The organism is Psychrobacter sp. 219-2-C (genome assembly GCF_049560815.1).
GTDB lineage: Bacteria > Pseudomonadota > Gammaproteobacteria > Pseudomonadales > Moraxellaceae > Psychrobacter > Psychrobacter faecalis.
In genome coordinates, this window is record NZ_CP186933.1 from 2,452,731 (window position 1) to 2,476,906 (window position 24,176).

Here is a 24,176-nt window from a genome sequence, read left to right on the forward strand (position 1 = left end):
ACAGGCACGGTTATGAGCACAGCATACGACGATATTAAAACCCGACTACAAGGCTCAATGGTAGCCTTGGTAACGCCCATGCATCCTGACGGCACGGTCGATTATAAACGTCTGGCAGACCTCATAGATTGGCAGATTGAGCAAGGTACGCATTGCTTGGTTGCTGTTGGCACCACTGGCGAATCGGCTACTTTATCAATGCAAGAGCACAGCGATGTGATTCGTTACTTTGTCCAGCATGTCAAAGGTCGTGTGCCTGTCATTGCAGGTACTGGTGCAAACAATACGATGGAAGCCATTAAACTAACCCAAGATGCCGCCGAAGCAGGTGCTGATTGTGCGTTATTGGTCGCCCCTTATTATAATAAGCCGCCACAAGAAGGCTTGTTTCAGCATTATAAGGCCATCGCTGAAGCGGTAAAAATCCCGCAAATGCTTTATAACGTACCGGGACGTACCGTTGTAGATATCGCCCAAGAAACCGTTGAACGCCTCGCTGATATCGACAATATCGTTGCTATTAAAGACGCCACAGGTTCGGCTGTCCGCGGTGAGCAACTGATCAGATCCGTTGGCGACAGAATGGTGGTGTTATCTGGTGACGATAGTACAGCTCTTGAGCTGATGCAGTTTGGCGGTAAAGGCAATATTTCGGTGACGGCTAACGTGGCACCAAAAGCTATGAGTGAGACTTTTAGCGCTGGCCTGCGTGGAGATTTTGATGCTGCTCATAAGGTTCATGACGTGGTCAAGCACTTACACCGTGACTTATTTATCGAATCAAGCCCTATTCCTGTTAAATATGCGCTGCATAAAATGGGCATGATAGATACCGGTATTCGTTTGCCGTTGGTATGGTTGGCTGAAAAGCACCATGCGACCATTGATGAAGCTCTAATCCGTGCAAATTTACTTTAGGTTTTTATAAATTTAATAAACATACCGCTTATAGTTGCTCTATAGATTTTGACTATTAAGTAAAAAGTTTTAGACATAGTAAAACTATAAACGCTTTGCCTACATACGCACCAAATAAGCAATAACTGCTAACTCAGAGAGATAATATGATGACAGTATCATCAAACCCTGCAAAAATATTCCCGATGCTAATGACCGTGGTTTTGGGTAGTACGTTAGTGTTGAGCGGCTGCCAAGCGACAAAAGGTCTGTTTGGTAAGCGCGATAATGGTAGCCTTGAGTATCAGCAAAGCAAAAAACTGGCACCATTAGAATTGCCAGCGGCGCAAGAAACAGCGCCATTTGTGCCGTTATACCCAACGCCTAATGCCGGTGCTAATACCTTGAAACTAGAAAATGAGTCAGGTAAACAATATCAGCTGCCAAGACCTGAGCGTACGGTTGCCGTGACCCAAGCAGCAGAATAAACCCCTTTTTCATCCTTATCTATACCGCTGGTCTTTTATTATGGTTAAGCATTTTATACCTTAATACAAAGCGCTTGGCGGTCACTGCGCGTTTTTACCACATAAGCTTGAACGAACAGGAACTCCCTCATGCAAAAGCAACAACTGCTCTATAAAGGCAAAGCCAAGTCTGTTTATGAAACAGAAGACCATGATCTGCTGATTTTACACTTCCGCGACGATACCTCCGCACTCGATGGTAAGCGTATCGAACAGCTGGCTCGTAAAGGCGTGGTGAATAACCGCTTTAACGCCTTTATTATGCAAAAACTGGCTGACGCTGGTATCGAAACCCATTTTGAAAAGCAGTTGTCAGACGATGAAGTGTTGGTCAAGCGTTTAGACATGATTCCGGTTGAATGCGTGGTGCGTAATTTTGCCGCGGGCAGTTTGGTACGTCGCCTAGGTTTAGAGGAAGGTCAAGCTTTGACGCCGCCTACCTATGAGCTGTTTTATAAAGACGATGCGCTTGGCGATCCGATGGTCAATGAGTCCATCTCTATCTCGCTTGATTGGGCAACTGAAGCTCAATTGGCGAAAATGAAAGAGCTCAGTCACCAAGTAAACGAAGTGCTAAAAGAGCTGTTTGATGCTGGCGATTTAATACTGGTAGATTTTAAACTTGAATTTGGCGTATTCCATGATCGTATCGTTCTAGGTGATGAGTTCTCGCCTGATGGCTGCCGTATCTGGGATAAAGCGACCAAGAAAAAGCTCGATAAAGACCGTTTCCGTCAATCATTGGGTGATGTGATTGAAGGCTATGAAGAAGTAGCAAAACGTATCGGTGTGCCGTTAAACTAGAAATATAAAATATTTAAAAAATAAAAAACTGAGCCATGCGCTCAGTTTTTTTATGGGGATAAGCATTTTAAAAACGGTTATGTTAAAGAATGCTATGTTATTTGTCTTTACGCGCTTCTTTAATTTTTTTAGCAGCCATTTCCATCGCATCGGCAGCTTTGTCCGCTAATGTGCCAACGACTTCTTTAGCTTTAGTGGTAGCGGTGTCCTTTAAAGAAGATTCTTTATCTTCGCTAGATTTAGAGTCATCATCTTTACTATCTTTATCCTTCTTATCAGAATCGTCACCATTTTTACTGTCGTTTTTAGCGTCTGATTGATCGTCTTTTTTGGCACCGCTATTGTTTTTATCAGACGATTTATCATTATCGCTATCTTTACTATCGTTCTTGTCCGACGTTTTATCATCTTTTTTGTCATTAGTATTGTCTTGATTAGATGACTTATCGTCTTTGCTGTTTTTACTTTGTGACTGACTATTTTGCTTGTCGTTCTTACTGTTATCGTCTGTCTTAGACTGACTATCTTTTGAGGCGTTGTCCTTTGAATCGTTAGTAGCGTTGCCTTTGGAAGCATTATTGCCATTATTAGTGTTGTTATCTTTCATCACTGCGTTTTTATTCGTATCTTTTTCGCTAGCATTTTTATTGCTATCGTTGTTGTGCTGCTTATCATTGTTAGTATTAGAGTTAGTCATTGTTATATCCTTTTGATTGTATTTTTTAGTGTTGGATGTTTTTAGTTTTTTAACTTTAAAATTGATTGGCGAGTTTTAAGCTTACTATTAGAATGAGTTAACTGTCTGTATAGCAACAGTTGTAATAGGTAATAAGGTCTAACGCTTAGCCGCTTTGAGTGGTTTTTATGCTAAATTTATATCGTCAATATAAACGCCGCTATAAAAAAGGTTATCTTTGATGTCATTGTACAAATTACCTTATATACAACCCTCCGTTTTAGAACCTAGCTGGTTTGTCCGCCCGACCTGCGTGGTAGCGGCAGATTTAATTGGCAAGATTTTATGCCGACAGCTAATCGATAGTGATGGTAAGAAAAAAACCCTACGGATGCGCATCTCAGAGACCGAAGCCTATATTGGCGAAGGTGATGCCGCTTGTCATGCCCATGCTGGCACGCGCACGCCGCGTACCGAAATTATGTATAGCGAGGGTGGGGTGTTCTATGTCTATCTGACTTATGGTATCCATCATATGCTCAATTTGGTCAGCGGAACGGCAGAGTCGCCAGAAGCGGTATTAATACGCGCAGGGTTTTTGACAGACGATAGCGCGCGCTTAATCGACGAGCAATTACTGAGCGCAGATAAACAGCTAACCGATCCCAAGCAATTTGCAGGTCCTGGCAAGCTAACCAAACGGCTGCAAATTGACCGCGAGTTATATGGTGCGCCTATCATGCCTGCGTCAGGGCTTTGGGTCGAAGACGACGGCTGTCAGCCGCCAGTATCGCTGCGACCACGTATTGGCATTGATTATGCGGGCGCGGCAAAAGATTGGTTACTGCGCTATGTTTGGACCGACCATCCTTCACTGTCCAAAAAATAGCCAATCTAGAGTTGTTAGTGATTTTCTAAAGAGCATGAAAGGGGTAAGCGATGTATAAATTGACAGTTTTTATTCCCAATGAAGCGCTAGAGCAAGTAAAGACTGCCTTATTTACGGCTGGTGCTGGAAAAATTGGTGATTATGAGCAGTGCTGTTGGCAAGTTAAAGGAACAGGGCAGTTTATGCCGTTAGCAGGCAGTCAGCCGCATATTGGCACGCAGGATACACTTGAAACCGTTATAGAGTGGCGCGTGGAGATGGTGGTAGCCGACGCCTATATTAAGCCTGTGATTGAAGCATTAAAGCAGACGCATCCTTATGAAACGCCTGCTTATGATGTGATTGAGGTATTGGACTTTTAAGATCTTAAATTTATTATCAGAAATTATCAGTCTTCTTTGATTTTAATCACCTTGTAGCTTGGATAATCAAGCTCAATTTTATAGTCTTTACTGCCGCGGCGAGCCTTTACTTTTATTTTACTGTCGCCTTTTTTATATCTGACGTCTTTGACCCGATAACCCATATTGCTAACCTGATTGGCCGCGCGCTGCTCGATAGCAGGCTGATAAAGCTCTTTATCAATAGACTTGATGGTTTTCTTGTGTTTCTTATAGATTTTAGTATCTTTGTAAATGTCTTCATAAAGGTCACCATAAGCATTGTAGCCGGGCGCGGTGACGCAGCCAGTCGTTATGGACAGTAACGCGGCAATCATACTGCTCGCCGCCGTGGTTTTTAATAACGTATATTTTTTCATAATATTCTCTCATGCTATGCTATTAAAGGTATTGGTAACTCGTCTATATAAGCAAGGTTCTATGCTAAAAACGACACAATAAAAAAATGGTCAACTAAACCAAGGGCTGGCTTATTTGACCAAGGGCATCAAGTCATCAACGATGCCAAAATCTTATCTGTACGTACAAGGCGTGTTCTTAATTGAATCGTACTCATCTAAAATAGCTAAATTTTGTCAAACGTCGTCAAATAACGAGAGCACAGACCCAAAAACCCAAACGCCTAGCCATTAGGCGCTATGCGCTATTTCTATAAATTGTTGAGAGGTTAAGTTACTTGTAGCGATAATGGTTATTATTATAGCGACCATTATTGTTGTAGCGGCTATTATCTTTTTTATGCTTACCGTTTTTATTTTTGTGATGACCGTTTTTATTCTTATGTTTGCCTTTTTTGCTATCGTGGTGAGCATGATTGACTTTATGGCCGCCATTATTATAACGACCATTATTGTTATACTTGCCGTTACCCTGATACGGACCGTTTGGGTAATAAACTCTTTGACCATCATGTCTTGGCGTGACGGTACAACCAAAGGTAGTGCCCAATAAAGCAAGCACAATACCAGCAGAAAAAGCGGTTTTTAAAGTTGAGAAGCTTAATATCTTCATAATAAATATTCCTATTATCTTATTAATTCGTATTACTTATCAGTAATGTGGCGATTACTCGTATTTAATTACTGATCTTAATGTTGCACTACCACAATAACGTTGCATAAGAAAAGCTAACGTATAAAAATGGACTGTTTAAAGATTAGTCTTTTTTAATCTTAATCACATTCAAGTTTGGATAGTCAAGAAAAATCTCATATTCTTGTGAGCCGCGTTTGGCTTCAATCTCGAACACACCGCGGCCGTTCTTTTCATCGAGTTCTACATCTTTAACGCTATAGCCCATTGACTTTACTTTATTGACAGCCCGCTGCTTAATCGCTGGGTAACGAGAATCTCGTTTGATACTGTTTTCGATATCATCGTCTTTATAGCGCTTATTGTTTTTATATTTGCCATGATTTTTATACTTGTCTTTTTTATAATCATCTTTGTCGTAACGGTCTTTATCGTTTCTATCATCTTGCCAAACATTAGAGGAACCTCTTTTGTTTGAGCTGATGAGTCTTAAGTCTGGATAGCTATATTTAAGCTCGTAGGTTTGATTGTTCTTTCTAGCGATGGCAGTAATAGCATGGTTGCCACGATAGTTATCAGAGCGGATGTCCATGACTTGATAGCCTTGACGGCGTAGATTATTGCTTAGAGTCTGGCTAACGCGTTTATAGTCAGCATTGCCGTAATTGCTGTTACCACCATATATTGGGTAATTTCCATAACCTGGATCAACAACGGCACAACCAGCCACCGTTCCTAACAAAGTCAGCGCTAAACCAGCAGATATTGCGGTCTTAAATGAGAAAGCGGATAGAGTTTTCACAATAAAATCTCCTTTGGAGTACCGATGATCTGAATAAGGAACGATTATTTAACAGGGATACTTTTAACAATAGGTGATTGGTAGCTTATAAGCCTGCAAAGCCAATATTTGTTTCTTAATATTGAAATATTTTCTTACATACACATAGTAAGACTTAAAAATCATCTTTCCATGTCTTTGATGTTAATAAGTTGTAAATTTTGCAAATAGTTGCGTAAACATTTGACACTTTAGGTGACTAGGGCGTTTCTAAATTTGTTCAATATCGCTAACACTTTTAATGACTAATATAGGGAGTACGAAACAATTAAAGATATACGTAAAGATTATTTCAAATTTATCAATAACTTAGATTGAGATATTGGCTATCTTAAAATCGACGTAAGCATATGCTTACATGCAATGACGCTTACGCGACTTAACACGTGATGCATAATTTGACACTATACACACACGGCATAAGGGAATGTGACTCAAGGATTGAGTTAACCGTATTAAGGATAATAGTTCAATCGCTAGCATCAGGATGATAAAGGCAATTGGAATAAGGACACATGACCCGTGCTGCAGGCATCTAATGCCAGTAATAGTCAGAACAAATGGGCAGGATGCCCGGCTATCACAATATACTCAATATCTTGCAAGGATGCAGCGATTAGAGTGGTGATGGGTAACAAGGATGGTTAACAATAAAACCGCATAACAATTAATTGCTATGCGGTTTTATCGTGTCTGGGTGTTAAGAATTCTCCATTCAGATTTTCTCAGAACGTGTATTCCTTAGAAAACTTTTATCATACCCGTTATCCCAAATGATAACGACCTCATATTTTTATCGTTAAAATCTATAAGCCAATATGATGAGTAGTTACTTATAGACAATAAAAAAGCATAGACGATAAAAAAGGCCACATTAAATCAATGTGACCTTTCTCAATAAACAGCTTATAAAAATCTATATGTAAGAAAATTCTTATAAGACAAATTAGTATTTGTTTTCAACGCGCCATGCATCTACTTCGCGCTCAGCGTCATCTTTACTGTGACCATAACGCTCTTGGACTTTACCCACGAGCTTATCACGGCTACCTTCGATATGTAGTAAATCATCATCAGTTAGGTCAGCCCACTTCTGCTTGACCGTACCCTTCATCTGTTTCCAATCACCTTTTAGCGTATGTTCGTTCATTATTATAATCCTTATTTTAGTTATCAAATCTTTACGGTAAATAGTTTAAAAATTCTAATGCTATAAACCGTAAAGTGCTTTAGGAGCAAGTTATTATTTATGATTGTTCTTGTTTATCTCGTACTGTTTTAAGTACTTTACAGCTAGCCCGTGGCCAACTTGTGATACTAATATATAAATGTTAGACCGCCATGTCTGTATGAGCAATGTTTGTAGTGTTGCTTAATTATGGTCATTGCTCTTGCTATGTTATGGAGGGCATAGTTGTGTAATAGACAGGGCACTTTGTCAGAGCGATACGTAAAGAAAACCAGCAGCCAAATCTCTACCTATATAGTGCTTTGTCCTTTTTTATGTCTTTATCAATCCTACTTCTAAAACTATTAATGGAAAATCTAATCTTTTACGCCCCTGATTATAGACTTGTTATTTAAATAACTATAAGCTTATAGCTGAAATCATAAGCCTTAGACAATTAGGACAGAATAACAGTGAGTCCACTTAATACCGTAAACGCGACAAGATTAGATACGAAGCGTGAGCTGGCAAAAGCCAAAACCCGTCGTGCCTTATTAAAAAGTGCGTTGCAGCTTTATAGCTTGGAAGGCGCTTGCGGCATGAGTATGAACAAAATCGCTAAAGGGGCGGGAATCGCTCAGCCAAGTTTTTATAATCACTTTGACAGCGTAGAAACGCTACAAAGTGAGTTGAGTAGGCAATTAAAAGACAATTATTTATCACTGATGCGTAAGGCGTGGGCAGATATGCTTGGTGATTATCCAACGCTGTCTAGGGCGGCGTTCAATCAGCGCTGTCAGCATTGCTTGACGCTAATTTTTACAGCTGCCTTTCAAAATATTAGGTTATTCCAACGGTTACTCGAAGACAGTCTGCGCTTTGATTTGCGAGTAGAAGATAAAGGTTTGGGAAGTTTGTTTACCGACATACGCGAGGAATGGACAAAGATATTCATCCAAGAATTACAGTCAGCCGAGTGTTTTTTTGAGACGTTTGAAGTTTATCTCTGCGTTGATAGTGCGAGCGCGCAAGTTCATGAGTTGATATTAGGCTGTCATCAAGGACGTTATTCACAGCAGCAAGCAATTGCGATGTTGTGCAAAAACTTTGATGGGCTTTTTGGTGGATTTTTTATCAATAATGAGCAAGTAATAAGTAGCTAGTGAGCAAATTAATGAATGCTGAGCTCGCAAAATTTTTAAAACTAACGAATCTATTCATATCATAAAACGGAATTTAGTTAGCGAAAGCGATAGTAACGATCACAGGGAGCGTGACCATGAGCAGTAAACAAACCAAGACGAATGAGCAAACACATTTTAGAACCTGCAATCTGTGCGAAGCGATGTGCGGTATTGAAGTAAAGCACGATGGAGCAAAAGTATTATCGATTAAAGGCGATAAAAATGACCCATTTTCTAAAGGTTATATTTGCCCAAAAGCAACTGCCTTACAAGATTTACATGAAGACCAAGATCGCTTGCGTCATCCAATTGAGAGGACGGCTAACGGTTGGAAAACAGTCAGCTGGGATGAGGCGCTTGATAAAGTAGCTGCGGGTATTCAGTCAGTACAAAAGAAACATGGCCAAAATGCTTTTGGTGTTTATTTAGGCAATCCCAACGTGCATAATTTGGGCGGCATGCTGACCATTAAGCATCTATTAAGCAGTATCAAGACCCGCAGTCGTTTTTCTGCAACCTCGGTCGATCAATTACCGCACCATATCGTCAGCATGCACCTGTTTGGGCATATGCTGCGTATCCCCGTGCCTGACGTCAATCGCACCCAATATATGCTCATCATTGGTGGCAATCCGCTGGCATCTAACGGCAGTATTATGACCGCGCCAAATATGCGCCAAAAGCTCAAAGACATCAAAGCCCGCAATGGCAAAGTAGTAGTGATTGATCCACGCCGTACCGAAACTGCTGACATTGCAAGCGAGCATCATTTTATACGTCCAGCAACCGATGTTTTATTTTTGCTTGCTATGCTCAATGAAATCTATGCCCAAGGTTACGCCGATAAAGCACAGACTAATAATAGAGCGGCGGCGCTTGCGCCAGAGATTGCGCGCTTGGCAGATTTTGCCAAAGACTATAGCGCAGAGTTAGTTGCTGATATTACCGGCATTGCTGCAAATGAGATTAAACGACTGGTTAAAGAGTTTTGCGAAGCCGAAAGCGCCGTCTGCTATGGGCGCATGGGCGTATCGGTGCAGGAATTTGGCTTATTAAGCCAGTATTTGATTATGGTGATTAATATCGTCACCGGACGTTTGGATGAAGTAGGCGGCCTCATGTTCCCCAATCCTGCGCTTGATGTGGTCAATAACTCCGGCCCAGGTTATTTAGGCAAACGTCATAGCCGCGTGAGTAATTTGCCTGATTTCAATGGTGATTATCCTGTCGTAGCGATGGGTGACGAGATGCTGGTAACAGGCGAGGGTCAATTAAAAGGCTTTATGACCGTTGCAGGCAACCCTGTCCTCAGTACGCCAAATGGTGAAAAGTTAGATAAAGCCTTTGCCAATTTGGACTTTATGGTCGCAATTGATTACTTTGTCACAGAAACCAGCCGGCATGCCAATATTATCTTGCCACCCGTCTCGCCGCTAGAGCGTGACCATTATGACGTTACCTTTAATAATTTTGCTGTACATAATGTCGCTAAATACTCTCCAGCGTTGTTTGCTAAGAAAAAAAGTGACAAACATGATTGGCAAATCTACTTAGAGCTGGCAAAACGCCTCGATAAAAAAGCGCCGCTTACGACCAAAATTGAGCGTCGATTGGTTAAGACTTTAGGACCAAAATTTTTGCTTGATCAAGGCTTGAGACGTGGACCTTATGCTGGCATGAATCTAAATAAACTCAAGAAAAAACCGCATGGACTGGATTTAGGCACGCTCAAAAGAATGCTACCGCAGGCAATAAAGCATAAAGATAAGCAAATTCATCTTAATATCGATTTTTATCAAGCCGATTTAGCGCGCGTGCAAACGATGATGCAGGATTATGATGACAAACAGATTTTACTTATCGGTCGTCGTCATGTACGCAGTAACAATTCATGGCTGCATAATAGCTATCGCTTGGTCAAAGGCAAGCCACGCTGTACGCTGATGCTGCATCCTGAAACAGCGAAAGAATATGGTATTAAGGATGGACAGGAAGTAAAAGTGACCTCGCGCGTTGGTAGTGTGACGATCGTAGCAGAAGTCACCGATGAGCTAATGCCTGGCGTAGTCAGTATTCCTCATGGTTGGGGTCATGGTCGTAAAGGCGTGCAGCAAAAGATTGCGCAAGCGCATGCTGGTGTCAGTGTTAATGACTTGACGGACGATACCTTAATCGATCAGCTAAGTGGTAATGCAGCAGTCAATGGCGTACCTGTACAATTAGAAGCAATCGCGCTAGAGGTGGTTGATTTGGAAACTGTTGATACTGAGGTTAATGCTGATATTAAATCAGGAAGCGCTGCATAAAATAGCTCTAAAATAAAAGTCTTTAATTTAAAAAGGCACTTAAAAAAGTGCCTTTTTTACGTTTTTAATTTTAAGTTCCTAAACCAATAAAATCAAAGTCTACTTGCGGTGTCTCGCCTTGTATCAATAAACTGATCGCCTTTGCCGAACCACAAGCATGCGTCCAGCCAAGCGTGCCATGACCGGTATTTAGCCATAAATTATCAAAGCTGGCGTTTGTAATGACACTACCATGACGGACTTGACCATGATGCGCGCGTCCTATTAATGGTACATTTGATGGCGTCATTGGGCGCAGTCCTGTCCAATATTGCACAGAATTGGCAATGATACCTTTGGGAAATAACTGCTGTACGCGACAGGTAATGGCTGCACAGCGCGTGCTATTTAAATCCATATTATAGCCGTTAAATTCCGCCGTACCTGCGACGCGTAATTTGTCACCAAGGCGCGAGGTGACTAATTTAAACTCATCATCAATAAGGCTGACGAAAGGTGCTAAATGTGGCGCACGCGGATTGACTTGATAAGTGGCTGAATAACCTTTGGCAGGGAAAATCGGCAGATGGATATTGAGCGGTTTCATGAGCAATACGCTATAGCTGCCAAGTGCCAGTACATAATCGTCAGCGCTAAAAGTCTGTGCGTTTTTGCCCTTGGGACGAATGGTCATACTATGCACGTGCGGGCGAGCAGAATGGGCGTCAGTATTTAACGTCAAAATGTCGGTATCGTATAAAAATTTCACGCCAGCATCGATGCAGCGCTGCGCCAAACGCTGGGCAAATACATGCGCATTACCCGATTCATCACGGCTGGTATAAGTCGCGCCTTTGAGCTTATGCGCGATAGGGTAAAGCGCAGGCTCAAGGCTAATAGCATTATTAATATCTATCACATAACGCTCACAGCCGAGCTCTTGCATACGCTCGGTTGGCGCGATGGCAGCATCAAACTCAACTTGGTTGGTATAAAAATGCATGATACCGCGCGTTTGCTGCTCGTAATCAATACCAATATCAGCACGCAGCTGCTGCAATGCTTCGCGTGAGTACAAGCCCAAACGCACCATCTGTACCAAATTGGCATCGGCTCGTTCTGCGCGGCATTCTTGTAAAAACTGCATTGCCCATTTCAACTGCGCTTTATCAGCTCGCAAGCGGTAGAGCAGCGGTGCATCTTCACGAAACAACCATTTAAGCGCTTTCATTGGTGTGCTCGGATTTGCCCAAGGGGTTGCGTGCGAGACGGATATCTGCCCACCATTGGCAAATGAGGTTTGCATACCGGCAGCAGATTCGCGCTCAATGACGGTCACATCGTAGCCTGCTTGCCGAAGATACCAAGCGCTGGTCACGCCCACCACACCTGCTCCGAGTACCGCAATATGGGTCATAAATTGCTCTGCTACGTTTTTAGTAAAAATGCTTTTTAAAATACCAAATGGACTACCAAACGTTTCACGTTATTTTTGACGGGCGGCATCTGCTTGTAGTGCTGGTGGTAAATCTAATATCGTAAGCTCACTATCGGCTAAATGCTCTGGGCGGGCAACAACCAATGCCTTAAAGCCATTAGCATTAATATCATCATCAGCAGTGGCATTGACCACCTGAATTTTCTCTAGTTTATCACCTGCGGCTGGCACCTCGCCTGTGCCGCTGACATAATGTAAAAACGCTTTTGGCGCGGCTTTAAAGTAAATACGGGCAATGACTTCTTGACCGAGGTAGCAGCCTTTATCGTAGTCCATACCGCCGCGCTGATGTAGGCGCAGCTCTTGCGGCTGAAACTCGCCTCGTGTGTCCGCGACTATCCAATAATTACCCGCTGCAAGACTCGCCTGCATCCACGCTTGAGTGTCATCGATAGTATTATGCTCGTCTTTATGACTAAAGGTTGGCACTCCATCGAGTACGCAAGGATAAATGGGCGTTGGTGTACTGGTATCAAACTTTGAAAAGGCGCCAAACTTTTTAAGATGCGCTTGCAAAGCCTCAGCGCAATCGGCACTGATGACTACATCAAAATGCTTTTCGTCTTGTTTTTTAATCCAAAGGCCAAAATCGATACGGCCTTTTAAATTGCTAAGCGCCGTTGCTTGATAGCTAAGCCCAAGCTTAGTGACATCAGAGGTCAGCTGCCCTTGTAAGAACTTTGCGGCATCTTCACCTTGAATGGTTAGTTGAACAAATTGTGGCAATGTTGATTGAGTCATTATTATTGTCCTATTTATGAGTCGCTATAGCCTCAGATATTAGGGTTAATACTGAGTGATTAAAGTCGTTATAAAACTTACTGTTAAAATAATGCGAAAAAGTCGTTATTTAAGTTTTTACCATCTTTTTAGTACCTAAAGACAAATGGTTATCAAATCAAATTTGGTTACAGCAGAGTACCACAAAAAACCACGTGATAAAAAACGTCCGCGTTAAGGGATAAGCGAATGTATCAATTAGTCACAGTTCTGTGTTTACAAGCGGAGCGATTGGTGAAAGCTGGCGAGTTACGGTACAATGTTAGCGTTAGAATACACCCAATTTATCACGGCTGACGAGGAAATTATGAGCTTACCCAATTGCCCAAAATGCGATGCTGAATATACGTACGAAGATGGTGCGTTACTGGTATGTCCGATGTGTGCTCATGAGTGGACCGCGGCTGAAACCGATGCGGCGCAGGCTGAAGCACAAGATGCGGTCATTCGTGATGCGGTCGGTAACGAGCTGCAAGATGGCGATACCGTCACCGTGATTAAAGACTTAAAGGTCAAAGGATCATCAACCATTATCAAAGTCGGCACCAAAGCAAAAGGGATTCGTCTGTTGCCAGATGCCTCTGATGGTCATGATATCGACTGTAAACTCGATGGTTTTGGACCGATGAAGCTCAAATCGTCAGTGGTTAAAAAAGCCTAAGTTTTTGTTAATTAAGTGATTGTTAATTAAGCTATCGTTAATAAAATAACACCAAAAAAATAAGTAGAGACTAATTATGAGCACTAAAAATGAACAACTCTTTGCACAAGCCCGCAAACATATTCCTGGCGGCGTAAACTCACCGGTTCGCGCCTTTGCTGGCGTTGGTGGTACGCCTATCTTTATGCACCGTGCTAGCGGCAGCAAAATCTATGACACCGAAGACAATGCTTATATCGATTATGTCGGCTCTTGGGGGCCGATGATTTTGGGTCATGCGCATCCAAAAGTCATTGATGCGGTTAAAAAAGCCGCTGATGATGGTTTGAGCTTTGGTACACCAACGCCATTTGAAACCACCGTGGCCGATAAGATTTGCGACATCGTCCCAAGTGTTGAGATGATTCGCATGACAAGCTCAGGTACAGAAGCGACCATGAGCGCGATTCGTTTGGCGCGTGGCTTTACTGAGCGTGACAAAATCGTCAAATTTGAAGGCTGCTACCATGGTCATTCCGACAGCTTACTGGTAAAAGCGGGCTCAGGCATGCTAGATATTGGCGAGCCGACCTCAAAAGGCGTGCCAGCGGACTTTGCCAAGCATACGATTACCATTCCTTATAATGACCCACAAGCGATTAAAGAATGCTTTGCAAAATGGGGTAGTGAGATTGCTTGCGTGATTGTCGAACCAATCGCCGGCAACATGAATATGGTCATTCCGACCCAAGAATTCCATGATACTTTGCGTGCAGAATGTACCGCCAATGGTGCGGTATTGATTTTTGATGAAGTGATGACCGGTTTTCGCGTTGGACTTGGCGGCGCGCAAGCGCATTTTGGCATTGACCCTGATTTGACCTGCTTTGGTAAAATTATCGGTGCTGGCTTACCCGTTGGTGCTTTCGGTGGTAAAAAAGAAGTGATGTCTTGTATCGCGCCACTTGGCGGCGTTTATCAAGCCGGTACGTTATCAGGTAACCCGCTGGCTATGCGCGCCGGTATCGCGATGTTTGAAGACTTAACCGTTGATGGTTTTTATGATCAATTATCTGCGAAAGTAGACCAGCTTATTGATGGTATCCAAGCGGCAGCGGACAAGCATGGTATCAATCTGCGCACCAATAAACTGGGCGGCATGTTTGGGATGTTCTTTGTTAAAGACAAGGCGGCAAACGTACCGCAAAACTTCGATGACGTCACCGAGTGCGATATGGAGGTGTTTAATACCTTTTTTCATGGCATGTTAGAGCGCGGTATTTATCTTGCGCCATCTGCCTATGAAGCGGGCTTTATGTCGATCAAGCATAGTGATGCAGACATTGAAGCGTCTATTAACGCCGCTGATGAGATTTTTGCAGAAATGGCAAAAGCGTAAATCATTTGGTTAAAATTACTTGTCTAAAATTTAAAGTTTAATGTTCTTTAGAATTTATATCTGCAACATAAAAACCAGCAGGATTATCGTGCTGGTTTTTTTGTGCCTGCGTATTAATAAAACGAATTTTTAATAAATGGTGGAAGTTTTTTAGGCTTGAAAATAATCTATAACCTAAAAGTATCCTTGTTCTAGAACCTATAATACAACGACTAAGTTGTGCTATTCTGAGAGCACCAATCACGTTTTAGCAAGGATGCAATTTGATGGATAATAGCTTTGAAAATAATGCGCCAAGTAGCCGTGTTCCGCCATTATGGCAGCGAGCTTACGAGCAATATGGCTTGGAAAATAATTTGGATGTGTTAAACGGTAAGGACAACCTGCTTGATTTATTACAACCAAAAATTGATCAGCACAGTAGCGCTATTGCTTTTAGCATGGGCGCTGCCACCTTAAATTTTGCTCAGTTAGATGTTGCAAGTCGCCGCTTTGCTGCTTTTTTACAAGCACAAAACATTCAAAAGGGCGACCGTGTTGCGGTGCAATTGCCAAATATATTGCAATATGCGGTGGTGCTGCTTGGTTGTCTGCGCGCAGGGGTAGTATTGGTAAATGTCAATCCGATGTATACCCAGTATGAGTTGGCCCATCAGCTGACAGACTCTCAAGCGTGTGGATTGGTGATTCTCGATGGTATGTCGGCAGCTTTCGATAAATTGGATGATGAGGTTAAAGCGCAACTGTCTTTAGTCGTACATTGTTCTATCAATCCGAGTGCTGAGCTTATCGATAATGATATTGCTATCCTTAACAGTATTCATTGTTCAACCGAAAATGACGGTGAAAATGAGCTTACAGTTGCAAAATCTCATCAAGAACGTTATGTGAGCTTTGCTCATATTATGCAAGCGTACCATGCAGATCAGTTTCAGCCACCGACCATCACGCGCGAAGACTTGGCGTTACTCCAGTATACGGGCGGCACAACGGGTAAGCCAAAAGGCGCGATGCTTACTCATTATAATTTGATGGCTAATATTTGCCAATGTTATGCAATGTTTGGCAGCGTTGTCGAAGCAGGTCGCAGCGAGCAAATCAAGATACTTAACCCTTTACCGCTCTATCATATTTTCTCCTTCACGGTTTGTGGTTTACTGGGTATTTATGGCGGCTGGGAAGATATATTGATCACCAATCCGCGCGATATCGATGGCTTAGTAAATAGCATTGAACAGCATCAGCCGCATGTGATTCCTTCGGTCAATACGTTATTTAACGGCATGCTCCATCATCCAAAGTTTACCGAGCTTGATTTTAGTCGCTTGGCATTATCTATCGGTGGCGGCACCGCGATTATCAAAGCGGTATCTGACCGATGGCAGCGCGCTACAGGCATGATTATTAATGAAGGTTATGGCATGTCAGAAACGTCGCCGGTTATCTCTTTTAATCCACCGGGCATAGATAGCTTTAATGGTAGCGTCGGATTACCTTTAGCCATGATGGATATCAAAATCATTGATGAGCAAGGAGCCGCCTGTGCTGTTGGCGTGCCCGGCGAAGTGGGGATTAAAGGGCCACAAGTGATGCAGGGTTATTGGGGTTTGGATAATACAGAGACCTTTACCGATGATGGGTACTTTAAGTCCGGTGACATCGGCATGTTAGATGAAAATGGCTTTTTGACATTGATTGATCGTAAAAAGGATATGATTTTGGTTTCGGGTTTCAATGTATATCCAAATGAAGTGGAAGCGGCGCTGACGGAACATCCTAAAGTGCTCGAGGTGGCTGTCGTTGGCATTGAAGATGCGCACAGTGGCGAAGTGCCAAAAGCGTTTGTGGTTAAAAGAGATTCCAGCTTAACGGCTGAGGAATTGGCGGCGTTTGCCAAAGAGCGTTTGACCGGTTATAAGCGTCCGCAAGCTTACGATTTTATCGATGAGTTACCAAAAACCGCTGTAGGTAAAATACTTCGTAAGTCTTTACGCTAAATAGCTGCTAAATAATAGATTTTTGATAACAACATAAAAAACTGGGCTAGCGTCTTAAACTGGCCCAGTTTTTGTTTTTTCTGTTTATTATCAATAAATTTAACGCGCTTTATCGAACTTACGGTCTTTTAAGCTCAAATTACCGCGGAGCACGTCGGTGAACATACGAATATCACCAGCAAAACTTTGTAATGGGTATTTAAAAGTAGCAGGTTTGTTTTTCTCAAAGAAAAAATGCCCGACCCACGCGCAAGCATATCCCGCGGCAATACCTTTAAGCAGCGGTTTGGCTGAGCGGTTTTTGACAGACTTTACCAATCCTAAAAGTCCAAAACTACTACCCGCGAAATGCAAACGGCGGCACGCCATGTTTTGATGTTCATTTAAATAAAAGTCATAAAATTGATGCTTGGCTGGGTCTGCTACATTGGTAAGCTTGCCATTACTTTGTTTATCAATATGAGTATCGGCATTTTTAGTTTGGGCAGCTTTGTTTTGAGAGGTTTGGGTAGTGGCTTGATTCATGACTTTGCTTCCTTGCAAATTAGTTATTTTAAATCATCAATGAGTTATGAATGCTCAATCGCAAAATTGAGGGCTGTTTTATGTAATGAGCTTATATAACCAATGTTTATAATATAAGTAAGTGCTTGTTATCTATTACAATATACCGGCTAATTATGAGATTCTAACGCATTTTCAATGTAGCAAACCGATTGCATTAAAACAAGCGTTAGAGACTGACTTTAAGGTTCTGATTTAATCATTGTTTAGCCAGTATTTAATTGAGTTTTCTTAGATATTTGGATGTTTTTGCAAGCTGTGTTTAGCGATGGTAGCCGCTGACTTGCCAGCGTTTGGCATAAATGCTTTAATGGCAAAACTTGCTCATATTTTTTATTTTAAAAGCTTGAAAGCTTTTAAATACCACTTTATCTAATACGGTAACAATCTCGCTTATGCCCAAAGACTACCTAAAAAATCCACCACTTGCTGAAGATGAAATGATGGCCGCTATTGATATCGGCTCCAACAGTTTTCATCTGGCGATTGCGCGTCTCGACCACGGTGAAGTGCGAAAAGTGGTGTCTATGTCTGAAAAGGTGCAGCTCGCTGCCGGACTCGATGAGAATAATATTTTGGGTGCGGCGGCTGAAAAGCGCGGTCTTGAATGCTTAAGCCGCTTTGTGGCGCGTTTGGATTCGGTGCCGCCCGAGCGTATTCGCGTGGTAGCGACCAACGCCCTACGCCAAGCAAAAAACGCCAATGACTTTATTACTCGGGCCAATAAAATTTTGCCCAAACCGATTGAGATTATCGCTGGACGTGAAGAGGCACGTTTGATTTATTTGGGCGTCTCGCACACCAATGCCAGTAGCGATAAGCGGTTGGTCGTCGATATTGGGGGCGGTTCGACAGAGTTTATCATCGGTCAAGAGTTCGATCCGTTATTGACCGAAAGCTTACAAATGGGCTGCGTCGCCTTTACCCAAAAGTATTTTGCGGACGGCTTAATTACTAAAGAAGCCTTTAATAATGCCATCTCAGCGGCGCGCAAAGAAGTGCTGGCGATTAACGGCCGTTACCAAAAAACCGGCTGGAGTAGTGTGGTTGGCTCAAGTGGGACGATTAAAGCGGTGCGCAACGTCCTTGTGTCAAAAGGCTGGGCAGATGAACAAGAACGCATCACCTATAAAGGTGTTAAAAAGTTAGAAAAATTATTGCTTAAAATTGGCAACGTCGATGACATTGAATTAGAAGGCGTCAAAGAACACCGTAAAGCGGTTTTCCCAGCGGGCGTTGCGGTATTGCGAGCGGTGATGAAAGTGCTCGGCATTGAGACCATGGTGTATTCAGATGGCGCGCTGCGTGAAGGCGTTATGTACGATATGCTTGGACGTTTTGCTAGCGAAGATGTGCGTGACCGCAGTGTGCTTGCGCTGATTAAACGCTACTCTGGCGATAAAAAACAAGCCAAACAAGTGGTCAAAACCAGCCGCAGTTTATTTGAGCAAGTCAAAGAAAAGCTCGGACTTAGTACAGAAGATGGTGATTTACTTAGACGAGCAGCGTCATTACATGAAATCGGTTTAGCAATTGCGCATAGCGGCTATCATAAACACAGTGCTTATTTGGTTGAATACTCTGATATTCCAGGGTTTTCGCAGGTCGATCAAAAACGCATGGCGCAGCTGATGCTCAATCATCGCCGTAAGCTCAAAGCGGATATGTTAGAGCAGGCTTGTATAATCGGTGGCGATTCGCTGGTTTATCTGTGTTTGCTGCTACGTTTGGCGGTGCTTGCGCATCATAGCCGTAGCGAGCATGAATTACCAAAACTGGGTTTAAAAGTGATTGACAATAACCGCTGGCAAATTACCGTTGGTGAAAGTAGTGAGCACTATACTTTCTTATTGTCAGACTTGCATACGGAGATTGAGCAGTTTGCTAAATGGGGCGTAAAGCTGAGTGTTGTTGATGGAAGTATGGTTGAGGCATAAGCGCTGATTGCTCATACTGTTTCTTAATGCCGACTCTTAATACTGATTCTTAATACTGATTCTTAATGCGAAGCCGTTACTATTATAATAATGGTGCTACGGATTAACGTAACAAAAGCGGCGTTGTCAGTAATGCCATGCGATTTAAGATGTGCTACTATAGCTTCTATTGAGTTTACAACTGTACTTTCATTATTTGAGAGTCGATAATAACAGTATTAACTAACACAGCCATTATTAACCATCACCACATTATATAGAATTATGAAAGGGAAGCGTCTATGAGTACCGTCTGGGATAGCGTTCAGCTTGCACGGCATGCCAAACGTCCATTATTTATGGACTATGTCAATCAGCTGTTTACCGAATTTGATGAGTTGCATGGCGACCGTGCTTATGCAGATGACAAGGCTATTCTTGGTGGTCTTGCGCGCCTAGATGGTCAGCCTGTAATGGTAATTGGTCAGCATCGTGGTCGTAGCACGCGTGAGCGTATCGCACATAATTTTGGCATGGCAAACCCCGAGGGTTATCGCAAAGTCATTCGTTTGGTCAAAATGGCTGAGCGCTTTAATATTCCGGTGATGACCTTTGTCGATACCCAAGGTGCCTACCCCGGAATCGGTGCTGAAGAGCGCGGCCAAGCGCAAGCCATTGCTGAAAGTATCGCCGTATTCTCCAGCCTTAAAGTACCTGTTATCGTCACTATTATTGGTGAAGGCGGCTCAGGTGGCGCATTGGCAATTGGCGTTGGCGACAAAGTAAATATGCTCCAAAACAGTATTTATTCAGTCATTTCTCCTGAAGGCTGTGCGTCTATTCTGTGGAAAACTGCGGAAAAAGCCCAAGATGCCAGTGAAGCATTAAAACTGAATGCCATTAACCTTTATCAAATGGGCCTAATTGACGCAGTTATCGATGAAGGCGAGGGTGCTCATCTTCAGCCGCAGCCAGTCATGACGGCGCTAAAAGCATTAATTGTTGAGCAATTAGATGAGCTTAAAGATATGGATGCGGATGAGCGCTGCGAGCTGCGTTATGAGAAATTGAAGTCCTTTAACTCAGAAGTGATGTTGCCTTGCTAAGCATTTATATGAACTTGTATTGCTAAGTTACTTAAACTTAGCTTTTAACGATATCGCTTTGCGCTTAATGTTAAAATAAAAACGTGTCATTTTATGGCGCGTTTTTTTGTGCCGACTTATTTATGTTTTAATTGATTGATACGTAAATAAAACCACCCAGTAAATAAGAACGATTATGACCAGTAGCGCAATACTTCCACACGCCATTGAGCCAGTCGCAGAACTGCCTGTCGATGCTGTTCTAGCAGAGGCATTGTTAAAAATTCTAGCTGAATATGGCGAGCAACTACATGGTCGGCGAGTTTGGCTGGCGTGTAGCGGGGGGCGTGATTCGTTGGCATTAGCAGCACTTTGCGTACAGCTCTATCAGCAGGGGGAATTGCCATTTTTACCACAATTGCTGCATGTGAATCATAATCTGCAAGCGGCTAGTGGCGCTTGGGCACAGCACGTTGCTAATTGGGCGAAGGCGCAAAATATACCCTGTCGAATTTTACAGGCGCAGCTCAATGGTCGAGATGAGCAAGCCGCACGGCAAGCGCGCTATGATGTGATGCGAAGGCAGCTTAATCAAGATGACGTTTTATTATTAGCTCATCATGCCGATGACCAAGCGGAAACGGTTTTAATGCGTCTGATTCAAGGCGCTGGGGTGAATGGTTTGTCTGGTATGCAGCCGTGGCGCATTCAAACGCAGGGCACACATCGCATAGTATTATGGCGACCGTGGCTGACTATCAAACGCGCCACTATCAGCGCCTATGCCCAGCGTTTAAAGCTGCCTTATATCGATGACCCAACCAACGATGCTGGTGATAATGTGCGTAGCGGCCTACGTCGAGATATTATGCCGATATTGGCGAACTATAACTCCAACGTTATTGATAATATTGCCCGTAGTGCGCAGTTATTAAGTGATGCGCAATTAATAATCAATGCCCAAGCAAGCGAGGATTTGCAGCACACAGAGGTTGCCTCATTACAGCTGCCACCTGCCCAGCGCGTGCTAGATATAGATAAATTGCAAAAACTACCGATTTATCGTCAGCGGCAGTTATTGCACCATTGGCTTACTCAAGATGAGCCATTACCGCCCGCTAAACAGCTCGTCGATGATGTCTTAAGTCTAAGCCAACGTGATGATAATGACCATCAAACGGCGCTATTTTGGCAAGGTCGCAAGCAGTCGTATACTGTTCGCCGCTATCGTCAGCAGCTTTATCGTTTAAGTAGTGATTGGCTCAAGTGGTTAGAGTTGCCGCTTACTAAGCAGATGCACGTTTTATGCAGTCTCACTGCTGCTGACAGTAAGCCTATTTCAATTACCTTACGCAGTGATGAAAAATTTATTTGGCAAACTCAGATTGCGCCAAATGAAGTAGTTCAGCTATTAAAAAGCTATGAATATAAAGTGAAGGTAACCTTTGCGCCATTAGGCAGACAACAGCGTATACAAACCGCACTGGCATCACGTCCGCAAGCGGGCAAAAAGCTCTATCAAAACTTGGCTATTCCATCATGGCTGCGTGAAAGTTTGGTAGTAGTTAGCGTTACTTTTATGAATAAAGAAAGTAGTAAAAATGAGCCTTTAGAGAACGATTGCCCGATAGAACTGCCTATTTTATTATTATCACCTTTTGAAAGCTGGGCGTTGAATGCTGAGCAGGCGAATATTAATGTAGATGTAAAACAGCTTGTCGCATTTATCAACAGCCATTTAACTCTGCATAAAACCTGTTAAATAGTAAATATGTAGCATCTAATATAGTGATTATTTAAACGGTAAGCCAATTGCTGGGCATTTGAATTTATCAAACGACGCCAGTAGCAGTATGGTAAACTGAGTGTCATTTTACCTATCATTATGTTAGTTTGAGTGCCTTTGCATTTTTTGAATAGGAGACACGTATGTCAGTATTAGATAATAAGAAAATCAGCTTTATCGGTGGCGGTAATATGGCGCAGGCTTTGATTAGTGGACTTATCAGCTGCGGCGTCAAACCGAGTCTGATTACCGTTGCTGATCCGAGCAGTGAAGCGCGCGAGCAATTGGCTGCTAAAGGATTGAATACGGTCGATCCAACGGCCGATGCAAAATCGGCGGTTATCGGTGCTGACATCGTGGTATTGGCAGTCAAGCCGCAAGTCATGAAAGTGGTGGTCAGTGGTTTTGCTGACGTTTTAGACACGCAGCTGGTGATTTCAGTGGCAGCAGGATTATCGACTGCGCTATTATCAAATATGCTCGGCGGCTATGGCAATATCGTTCGTGCGATGCCAAATACGCCAGCGATGATTCAAATGGGCGCAACCGGTCTTTACGGTACGGATGATATTTGTGCTGAGCAAAAACAATTGGCAACCGCAGTGATGGAAGCGTCAGGTCTGGTCATGTGGGTCGATAATGAAGAGCACATGCATGCGGTCACCGCCGTATCAGGCTCAGCGCCCGCTTATATGTTTTACTTTATCGAAGCAATGGTCGATGGCGGAGTCGCGTTAGGATTGGATAAAGAGCAAGCGTCAGCGCTAGCGATGCAAACCATGCTTGGCGCGGCAAAAATGGCGCTGGGTAGTGAAGATGCACCAAGCGAGCTACGCCGTAAAGTCACTTCACCAAATGGTACCACCCAAGCAGCTATCGAGTCCATGCAGGCCAATGACATCAGCCGTCAAATCGTTGAAGCCATGCAAGCTTGCGCCGATCGTAGCCAAGCGCTAAGCGAAGAGATGAGTAAATAAAATAGTACTAAATAGCTAGTACGCTATTGATAGGGCATGTCGCGGTTGATGAGATGCCTTATTAATAATTATAAGAACTTAAAGTCATAAAAAACTTAAAGTCATAAAAATGCCTGATAATGACATTCGTCATCCTAAATCCCGTTAATAATGTCACATTGAGTAGCACTTCATGAACAACCTGTTATTGCAAATTTTTGATTTGGTCACTACCTTCGCCATGATGTTGGTGTTTATCCGTTTTATGCTGCAGTTTGCTGGAATGGATGCCAGCAATCCTATGGTTGCCCCTGCTTATAAAGCCACCCATATCGTCGATGTGTTCGGGCGTATTTTCCCAACCGTCGCCCAAGGTCGTATTAGTATTGCTGCCATTGTATTGATGTTCTTAATTCGTCTGATTGATATCTCTGGTAAGGCGGCATTGACCCATAAAGGTATCGCGCCTGTGCCGCTATTTTTTACTGGTACTATCAGCTTGATATTAGACTTTTTACGCATGTGCCGCTATCTGGTCATCGGTTCTATCATTGTCAGCTGGATTGTGGTGTTTACCCAGTCTCAGCATCCGATTATTGGTATTATTATTATGTTGGCTGAGCCAATTTTAGCGCCGTTTCGTCGTATTACGCCAAATTTGGGCATGATTGATTTATCGCCAATGATTGCTTTCTTTGCCTTTTATCTGCTGGAAATCTTTATCGGTGGCTTAGCATCTAGCTTTATGCCGATGTTGGGTTAGGCTGGCTTAATAAAATTTAAAAAACTAGCGATTCTATAAAAGATACAAAAGGCGCTCTATATTTTATAGAGCGCCTTTCTTTATTTAC

23 protein-coding genes are annotated in these 24,176 nt (G+C 42.9%); 15 read left to right on the forward strand and 8 right to left on the reverse strand.

Annotated elements, in window-relative coordinates; translation table 11 throughout:
* The first annotated feature begins 12 nt into the window (after positions 1-12).
* The 3 genes from dapA (at position 13) to purC (ending at position 2,228) form a co-directional block, all read left to right on the forward strand.
* Positions 13-918 (forward strand): 4-hydroxy-tetrahydrodipicolinate synthase, encoded by a 906-nt coding sequence (gene dapA / locus ACPEGP_RS10055; protein WP_068405840.1) that lies wholly within the window; start codon positions 13-15, stop codon positions 916-918.
* Between the two features lie 146 nt (positions 919-1,064).
* Positions 1,065-1,385, forward strand: a complete 321-nt coding sequence (locus tag ACPEGP_RS10060; RefSeq protein ID WP_423813314.1) for a hypothetical protein — start codon at positions 1,065-1,067, stop codon at positions 1,383-1,385.
* Positions 1,386-1,514: 129 nt separating this feature from the next.
* Positions 1,515-2,228, forward strand: coding sequence for a phosphoribosylaminoimidazolesuccinocarboxamide synthase (gene purC / locus ACPEGP_RS10065; RefSeq protein ID WP_423813315.1), 714 nt, complete (start codon positions 1,515-1,517; stop codon positions 2,226-2,228).
* Between the two features lie 97 nt (positions 2,229-2,325).
* Here the strand turns inward: purC and ACPEGP_RS10070 are convergent, their stop codons facing one another.
* A complete protein-coding gene (locus tag ACPEGP_RS10070; protein ID WP_305935625.1) occupies positions 2,326-2,925 on the reverse strand; it encodes a hypothetical protein in 600 nt (199 codons plus the stop codon).
* Positions 2,926-3,145: 220 nt separating this feature from the next.
* Here ACPEGP_RS10070 and ACPEGP_RS10075 point away from each other — a divergent pair, with 220 nt between their 5' ends.
* Positions 3,146-3,793: a DNA-3-methyladenine glycosylase gene (locus ACPEGP_RS10075; protein ID WP_423813316.1), complete on the forward strand. Its 648-nt coding sequence runs from the start codon at positions 3,146-3,148 to the stop codon at positions 3,791-3,793.
* 50 nt (positions 3,794-3,843) lie between these two features.
* Positions 3,844-4,155: an NGG1p interacting factor NIF3 gene (locus ACPEGP_RS10080; protein ID WP_423813317.1), complete on the forward strand. Its 312-nt coding sequence runs from the start codon at positions 3,844-3,846 to the stop codon at positions 4,153-4,155.
* 26 nt (positions 4,156-4,181) lie between these two features.
* Here ACPEGP_RS10080 and ACPEGP_RS10085 read toward each other — a convergent pair whose 3' ends face one another.
* The 4 genes from ACPEGP_RS10085 to ACPEGP_RS10100 all read right to left on the reverse strand — a co-directional run bounded on the left by ACPEGP_RS10085 (position 4,182) and on the right by ACPEGP_RS10100 (position 7,217).
* The gene (locus ACPEGP_RS10085) at positions 4,182-4,553 is read right to left on the reverse strand and encodes a hypothetical protein (protein ID WP_193030503.1); all 372 of its coding nucleotides are present in this window, start codon (positions 4,551-4,553) and stop codon (positions 4,182-4,184) included.
* Positions 4,554-4,866: 313 nt separating this feature from the next.
* A complete protein-coding gene (locus tag ACPEGP_RS10090; RefSeq protein ID WP_191692287.1) occupies positions 4,867-5,205 on the reverse strand; it encodes a hypothetical protein in 339 nt (112 codons plus the stop codon).
* Between the two features lie 145 nt (positions 5,206-5,350).
* Positions 5,351-6,028, reverse strand: a complete 678-nt coding sequence (locus tag ACPEGP_RS10095) for a PepSY domain-containing protein (RefSeq protein ID WP_423813318.1) — start codon at positions 6,026-6,028, stop codon at positions 5,351-5,353.
* A gap of 985 nt (positions 6,029-7,013) precedes the next feature.
* Entirely contained in the window at positions 7,014-7,217 is a 204-nt protein-coding gene (locus ACPEGP_RS10100; protein WP_068405819.1) for a CsbD family protein, read from the reverse strand.
* 491 nt (positions 7,218-7,708) lie between these two features.
* On the opposite strand from ACPEGP_RS10100, the gene ACPEGP_RS10105 reads away from it, so the two are divergent.
* Positions 7,709-8,398 (forward strand): TetR/AcrR family transcriptional regulator, encoded by a 690-nt coding sequence (locus tag ACPEGP_RS10105; protein WP_313973292.1) that lies wholly within the window; start codon positions 7,709-7,711, stop codon positions 8,396-8,398.
* 116 nt (positions 8,399-8,514) lie between these two features.
* Positions 8,515-10,725: a molybdopterin oxidoreductase family protein gene (locus tag ACPEGP_RS10110; protein WP_423813319.1), complete on the forward strand. Its 2,211-nt coding sequence runs from the start codon at positions 8,515-8,517 to the stop codon at positions 10,723-10,725.
* A gap of 70 nt (positions 10,726-10,795) precedes the next feature.
* Here ACPEGP_RS10110 and ACPEGP_RS10115 read toward each other — a convergent pair whose 3' ends face one another.
* Positions 10,796-12,121 (reverse strand): D-amino acid dehydrogenase, encoded by a 1,326-nt coding sequence (locus tag ACPEGP_RS10115; RefSeq protein WP_423813320.1) that lies wholly within the window; start codon positions 12,119-12,121, stop codon positions 10,796-10,798.
* Positions 12,122-12,190: 69 nt separating this feature from the next.
* Positions 12,191-12,943 (reverse strand): YgfZ/GcvT domain-containing protein, encoded by a 753-nt coding sequence (locus ACPEGP_RS10120; RefSeq protein ID WP_423813321.1) that lies wholly within the window; start codon positions 12,941-12,943, stop codon positions 12,191-12,193.
* Positions 12,944-13,289: 346 nt separating this feature from the next.
* Here ACPEGP_RS10120 and ACPEGP_RS10125 point away from each other — a divergent pair, with 346 nt between their 5' ends.
* The 3 genes from ACPEGP_RS10125 to ACPEGP_RS10135 all read left to right on the forward strand — a co-directional run bounded on the left by ACPEGP_RS10125 (position 13,290) and on the right by ACPEGP_RS10135 (position 17,018).
* Complete coding sequence (locus ACPEGP_RS10125) at positions 13,290-13,643, forward strand: zinc ribbon domain-containing protein YjdM (RefSeq protein ID WP_068405853.1); 354 nt, start codon at positions 13,290-13,292, stop codon at positions 13,641-13,643.
* A gap of 76 nt (positions 13,644-13,719) precedes the next feature.
* The gene (hemL, locus tag ACPEGP_RS10130; RefSeq protein ID WP_423813322.1) at positions 13,720-15,021 is read left to right on the forward strand and encodes a glutamate-1-semialdehyde 2,1-aminomutase; all 1,302 of its coding nucleotides are present in this window, start codon (positions 13,720-13,722) and stop codon (positions 15,019-15,021) included.
* A 266-nt stretch (positions 15,022-15,287) separates the two neighbouring features.
* Positions 15,288-17,018, forward strand: coding sequence for an AMP-binding protein (locus tag ACPEGP_RS10135; protein WP_068405801.1), 1,731 nt, complete (start codon positions 15,288-15,290; stop codon positions 17,016-17,018).
* A 99-nt stretch (positions 17,019-17,117) separates the two neighbouring features.
* Here the strand turns inward: ACPEGP_RS10135 and ACPEGP_RS10140 are convergent, their stop codons facing one another.
* Positions 17,118-17,543, reverse strand: coding sequence for an Mpo1-like protein (locus ACPEGP_RS10140; RefSeq protein WP_423813323.1), 426 nt, complete (start codon positions 17,541-17,543; stop codon positions 17,118-17,120).
* 434 nt (positions 17,544-17,977) lie between these two features.
* Here ACPEGP_RS10140 and ppx point away from each other — a divergent pair, with 434 nt between their 5' ends.
* The 5 genes from ppx to ACPEGP_RS10165 all read left to right on the forward strand — a co-directional run bounded on the left by ppx (position 17,978) and on the right by ACPEGP_RS10165 (position 24,088).
* Complete coding sequence (gene ppx / locus ACPEGP_RS10145) at positions 17,978-19,519, forward strand: exopolyphosphatase (RefSeq protein WP_423813324.1); 1,542 nt, start codon at positions 17,978-17,980, stop codon at positions 19,517-19,519.
* 281 nt (positions 19,520-19,800) lie between these two features.
* The gene (locus ACPEGP_RS10150) at positions 19,801-20,604 is read left to right on the forward strand and encodes an acetyl-CoA carboxylase carboxyltransferase subunit alpha (protein ID WP_068405795.1); all 804 of its coding nucleotides are present in this window, start codon (positions 19,801-19,803) and stop codon (positions 20,602-20,604) included.
* 175 nt (positions 20,605-20,779) lie between these two features.
* Positions 20,780-22,345, forward strand: a complete 1,566-nt coding sequence (gene tilS / locus ACPEGP_RS10155; protein WP_423813325.1) for a tRNA lysidine(34) synthetase TilS — start codon at positions 20,780-20,782, stop codon at positions 22,343-22,345.
* 167 nt (positions 22,346-22,512) lie between these two features.
* The gene (gene proC, locus ACPEGP_RS10160) at positions 22,513-23,346 is read left to right on the forward strand and encodes a pyrroline-5-carboxylate reductase (protein WP_423813326.1); all 834 of its coding nucleotides are present in this window, start codon (positions 22,513-22,515) and stop codon (positions 23,344-23,346) included.
* Positions 23,347-23,518: 172 nt separating this feature from the next.
* Positions 23,519-24,088 (forward strand): YggT family protein, encoded by a 570-nt coding sequence (locus ACPEGP_RS10165; protein WP_200663119.1) that lies wholly within the window; start codon positions 23,519-23,521, stop codon positions 24,086-24,088.
* Positions 24,089-24,176: the final 88 nt, after the last annotated feature.

Coding starts and splice junctions, on each gene's coding strand:
- ppx (WP_423813324.1), top strand. CDS start 17,978: ATGCCCAAAGACTACCTAAAAAATCCACCACTTGCTGAAGATGAAATG.
- ACPEGP_RS10100 (WP_068405819.1), bottom strand. CDS start 7,217: ATGAACGAACATACGCTAAAAGGTGATTGGAAACAGATGAAGGGTACG.
- ACPEGP_RS10140 (WP_423813323.1), bottom strand. CDS start 17,543: ATGAATCAAGCCACTACCCAAACCTCTCAAAACAAAGCTGCCCAAACT.
- ACPEGP_RS10110 (WP_423813319.1), top strand. CDS start 8,515: ATGAGCAGTAAACAAACCAAGACGAATGAGCAAACACATTTTAGAACC.
- ACPEGP_RS10090 (WP_191692287.1), bottom strand. CDS start 5,205: ATGAAGATATTAAGCTTCTCAACTTTAAAAACCGCTTTTTCTGCTGGT.
- ACPEGP_RS10150 (WP_068405795.1), top strand. CDS start 19,801: ATGAGTACCGTCTGGGATAGCGTTCAGCTTGCACGGCATGCCAAACGT.
- ACPEGP_RS10060 (WP_423813314.1), top strand. CDS start 1,065: ATGATGACAGTATCATCAAACCCTGCAAAAATATTCCCGATGCTAATG.
- hemL (WP_423813322.1), top strand. CDS start 13,720: ATGAGCACTAAAAATGAACAACTCTTTGCACAAGCCCGCAAACATATT.
- proC (WP_423813326.1), top strand. CDS start 22,513: ATGTCAGTATTAGATAATAAGAAAATCAGCTTTATCGGTGGCGGTAAT.
- dapA (WP_068405840.1), top strand. CDS start 13: ATGAGCACAGCATACGACGATATTAAAACCCGACTACAAGGCTCAATG.
- ACPEGP_RS10120 (WP_423813321.1), bottom strand. CDS start 12,943: ATGACTCAATCAACATTGCCACAATTTGTTCAACTAACCATTCAAGGT.
- purC (WP_423813315.1), top strand. CDS start 1,515: ATGCAAAAGCAACAACTGCTCTATAAAGGCAAAGCCAAGTCTGTTTAT.
- ACPEGP_RS10115 (WP_423813320.1), bottom strand. CDS start 12,121: ATGACCCATATTGCGGTACTCGGAGCAGGTGTGGTGGGCGTGACCAGC.
- ACPEGP_RS10135 (WP_068405801.1), top strand. CDS start 15,288: ATGGATAATAGCTTTGAAAATAATGCGCCAAGTAGCCGTGTTCCGCCA.
- ACPEGP_RS10085 (WP_193030503.1), bottom strand. CDS start 4,553: ATGAAAAAATATACGTTATTAAAAACCACGGCGGCGAGCAGTATGATT.
- ACPEGP_RS10075 (WP_423813316.1), top strand. CDS start 3,146: ATGTCATTGTACAAATTACCTTATATACAACCCTCCGTTTTAGAACCT.
- ACPEGP_RS10070 (WP_305935625.1), bottom strand. CDS start 2,925: ATGACTAACTCTAATACTAACAATGATAAGCAGCACAACAACGATAGC.
- ACPEGP_RS10165 (WP_200663119.1), top strand. CDS start 23,519: ATGAACAACCTGTTATTGCAAATTTTTGATTTGGTCACTACCTTCGCC.
- tilS (WP_423813325.1), top strand. CDS start 20,780: ATGACCAGTAGCGCAATACTTCCACACGCCATTGAGCCAGTCGCAGAA.
- ACPEGP_RS10125 (WP_068405853.1), top strand. CDS start 13,290: ATGAGCTTACCCAATTGCCCAAAATGCGATGCTGAATATACGTACGAA.
- ACPEGP_RS10080 (WP_423813317.1), top strand. CDS start 3,844: ATGTATAAATTGACAGTTTTTATTCCCAATGAAGCGCTAGAGCAAGTA.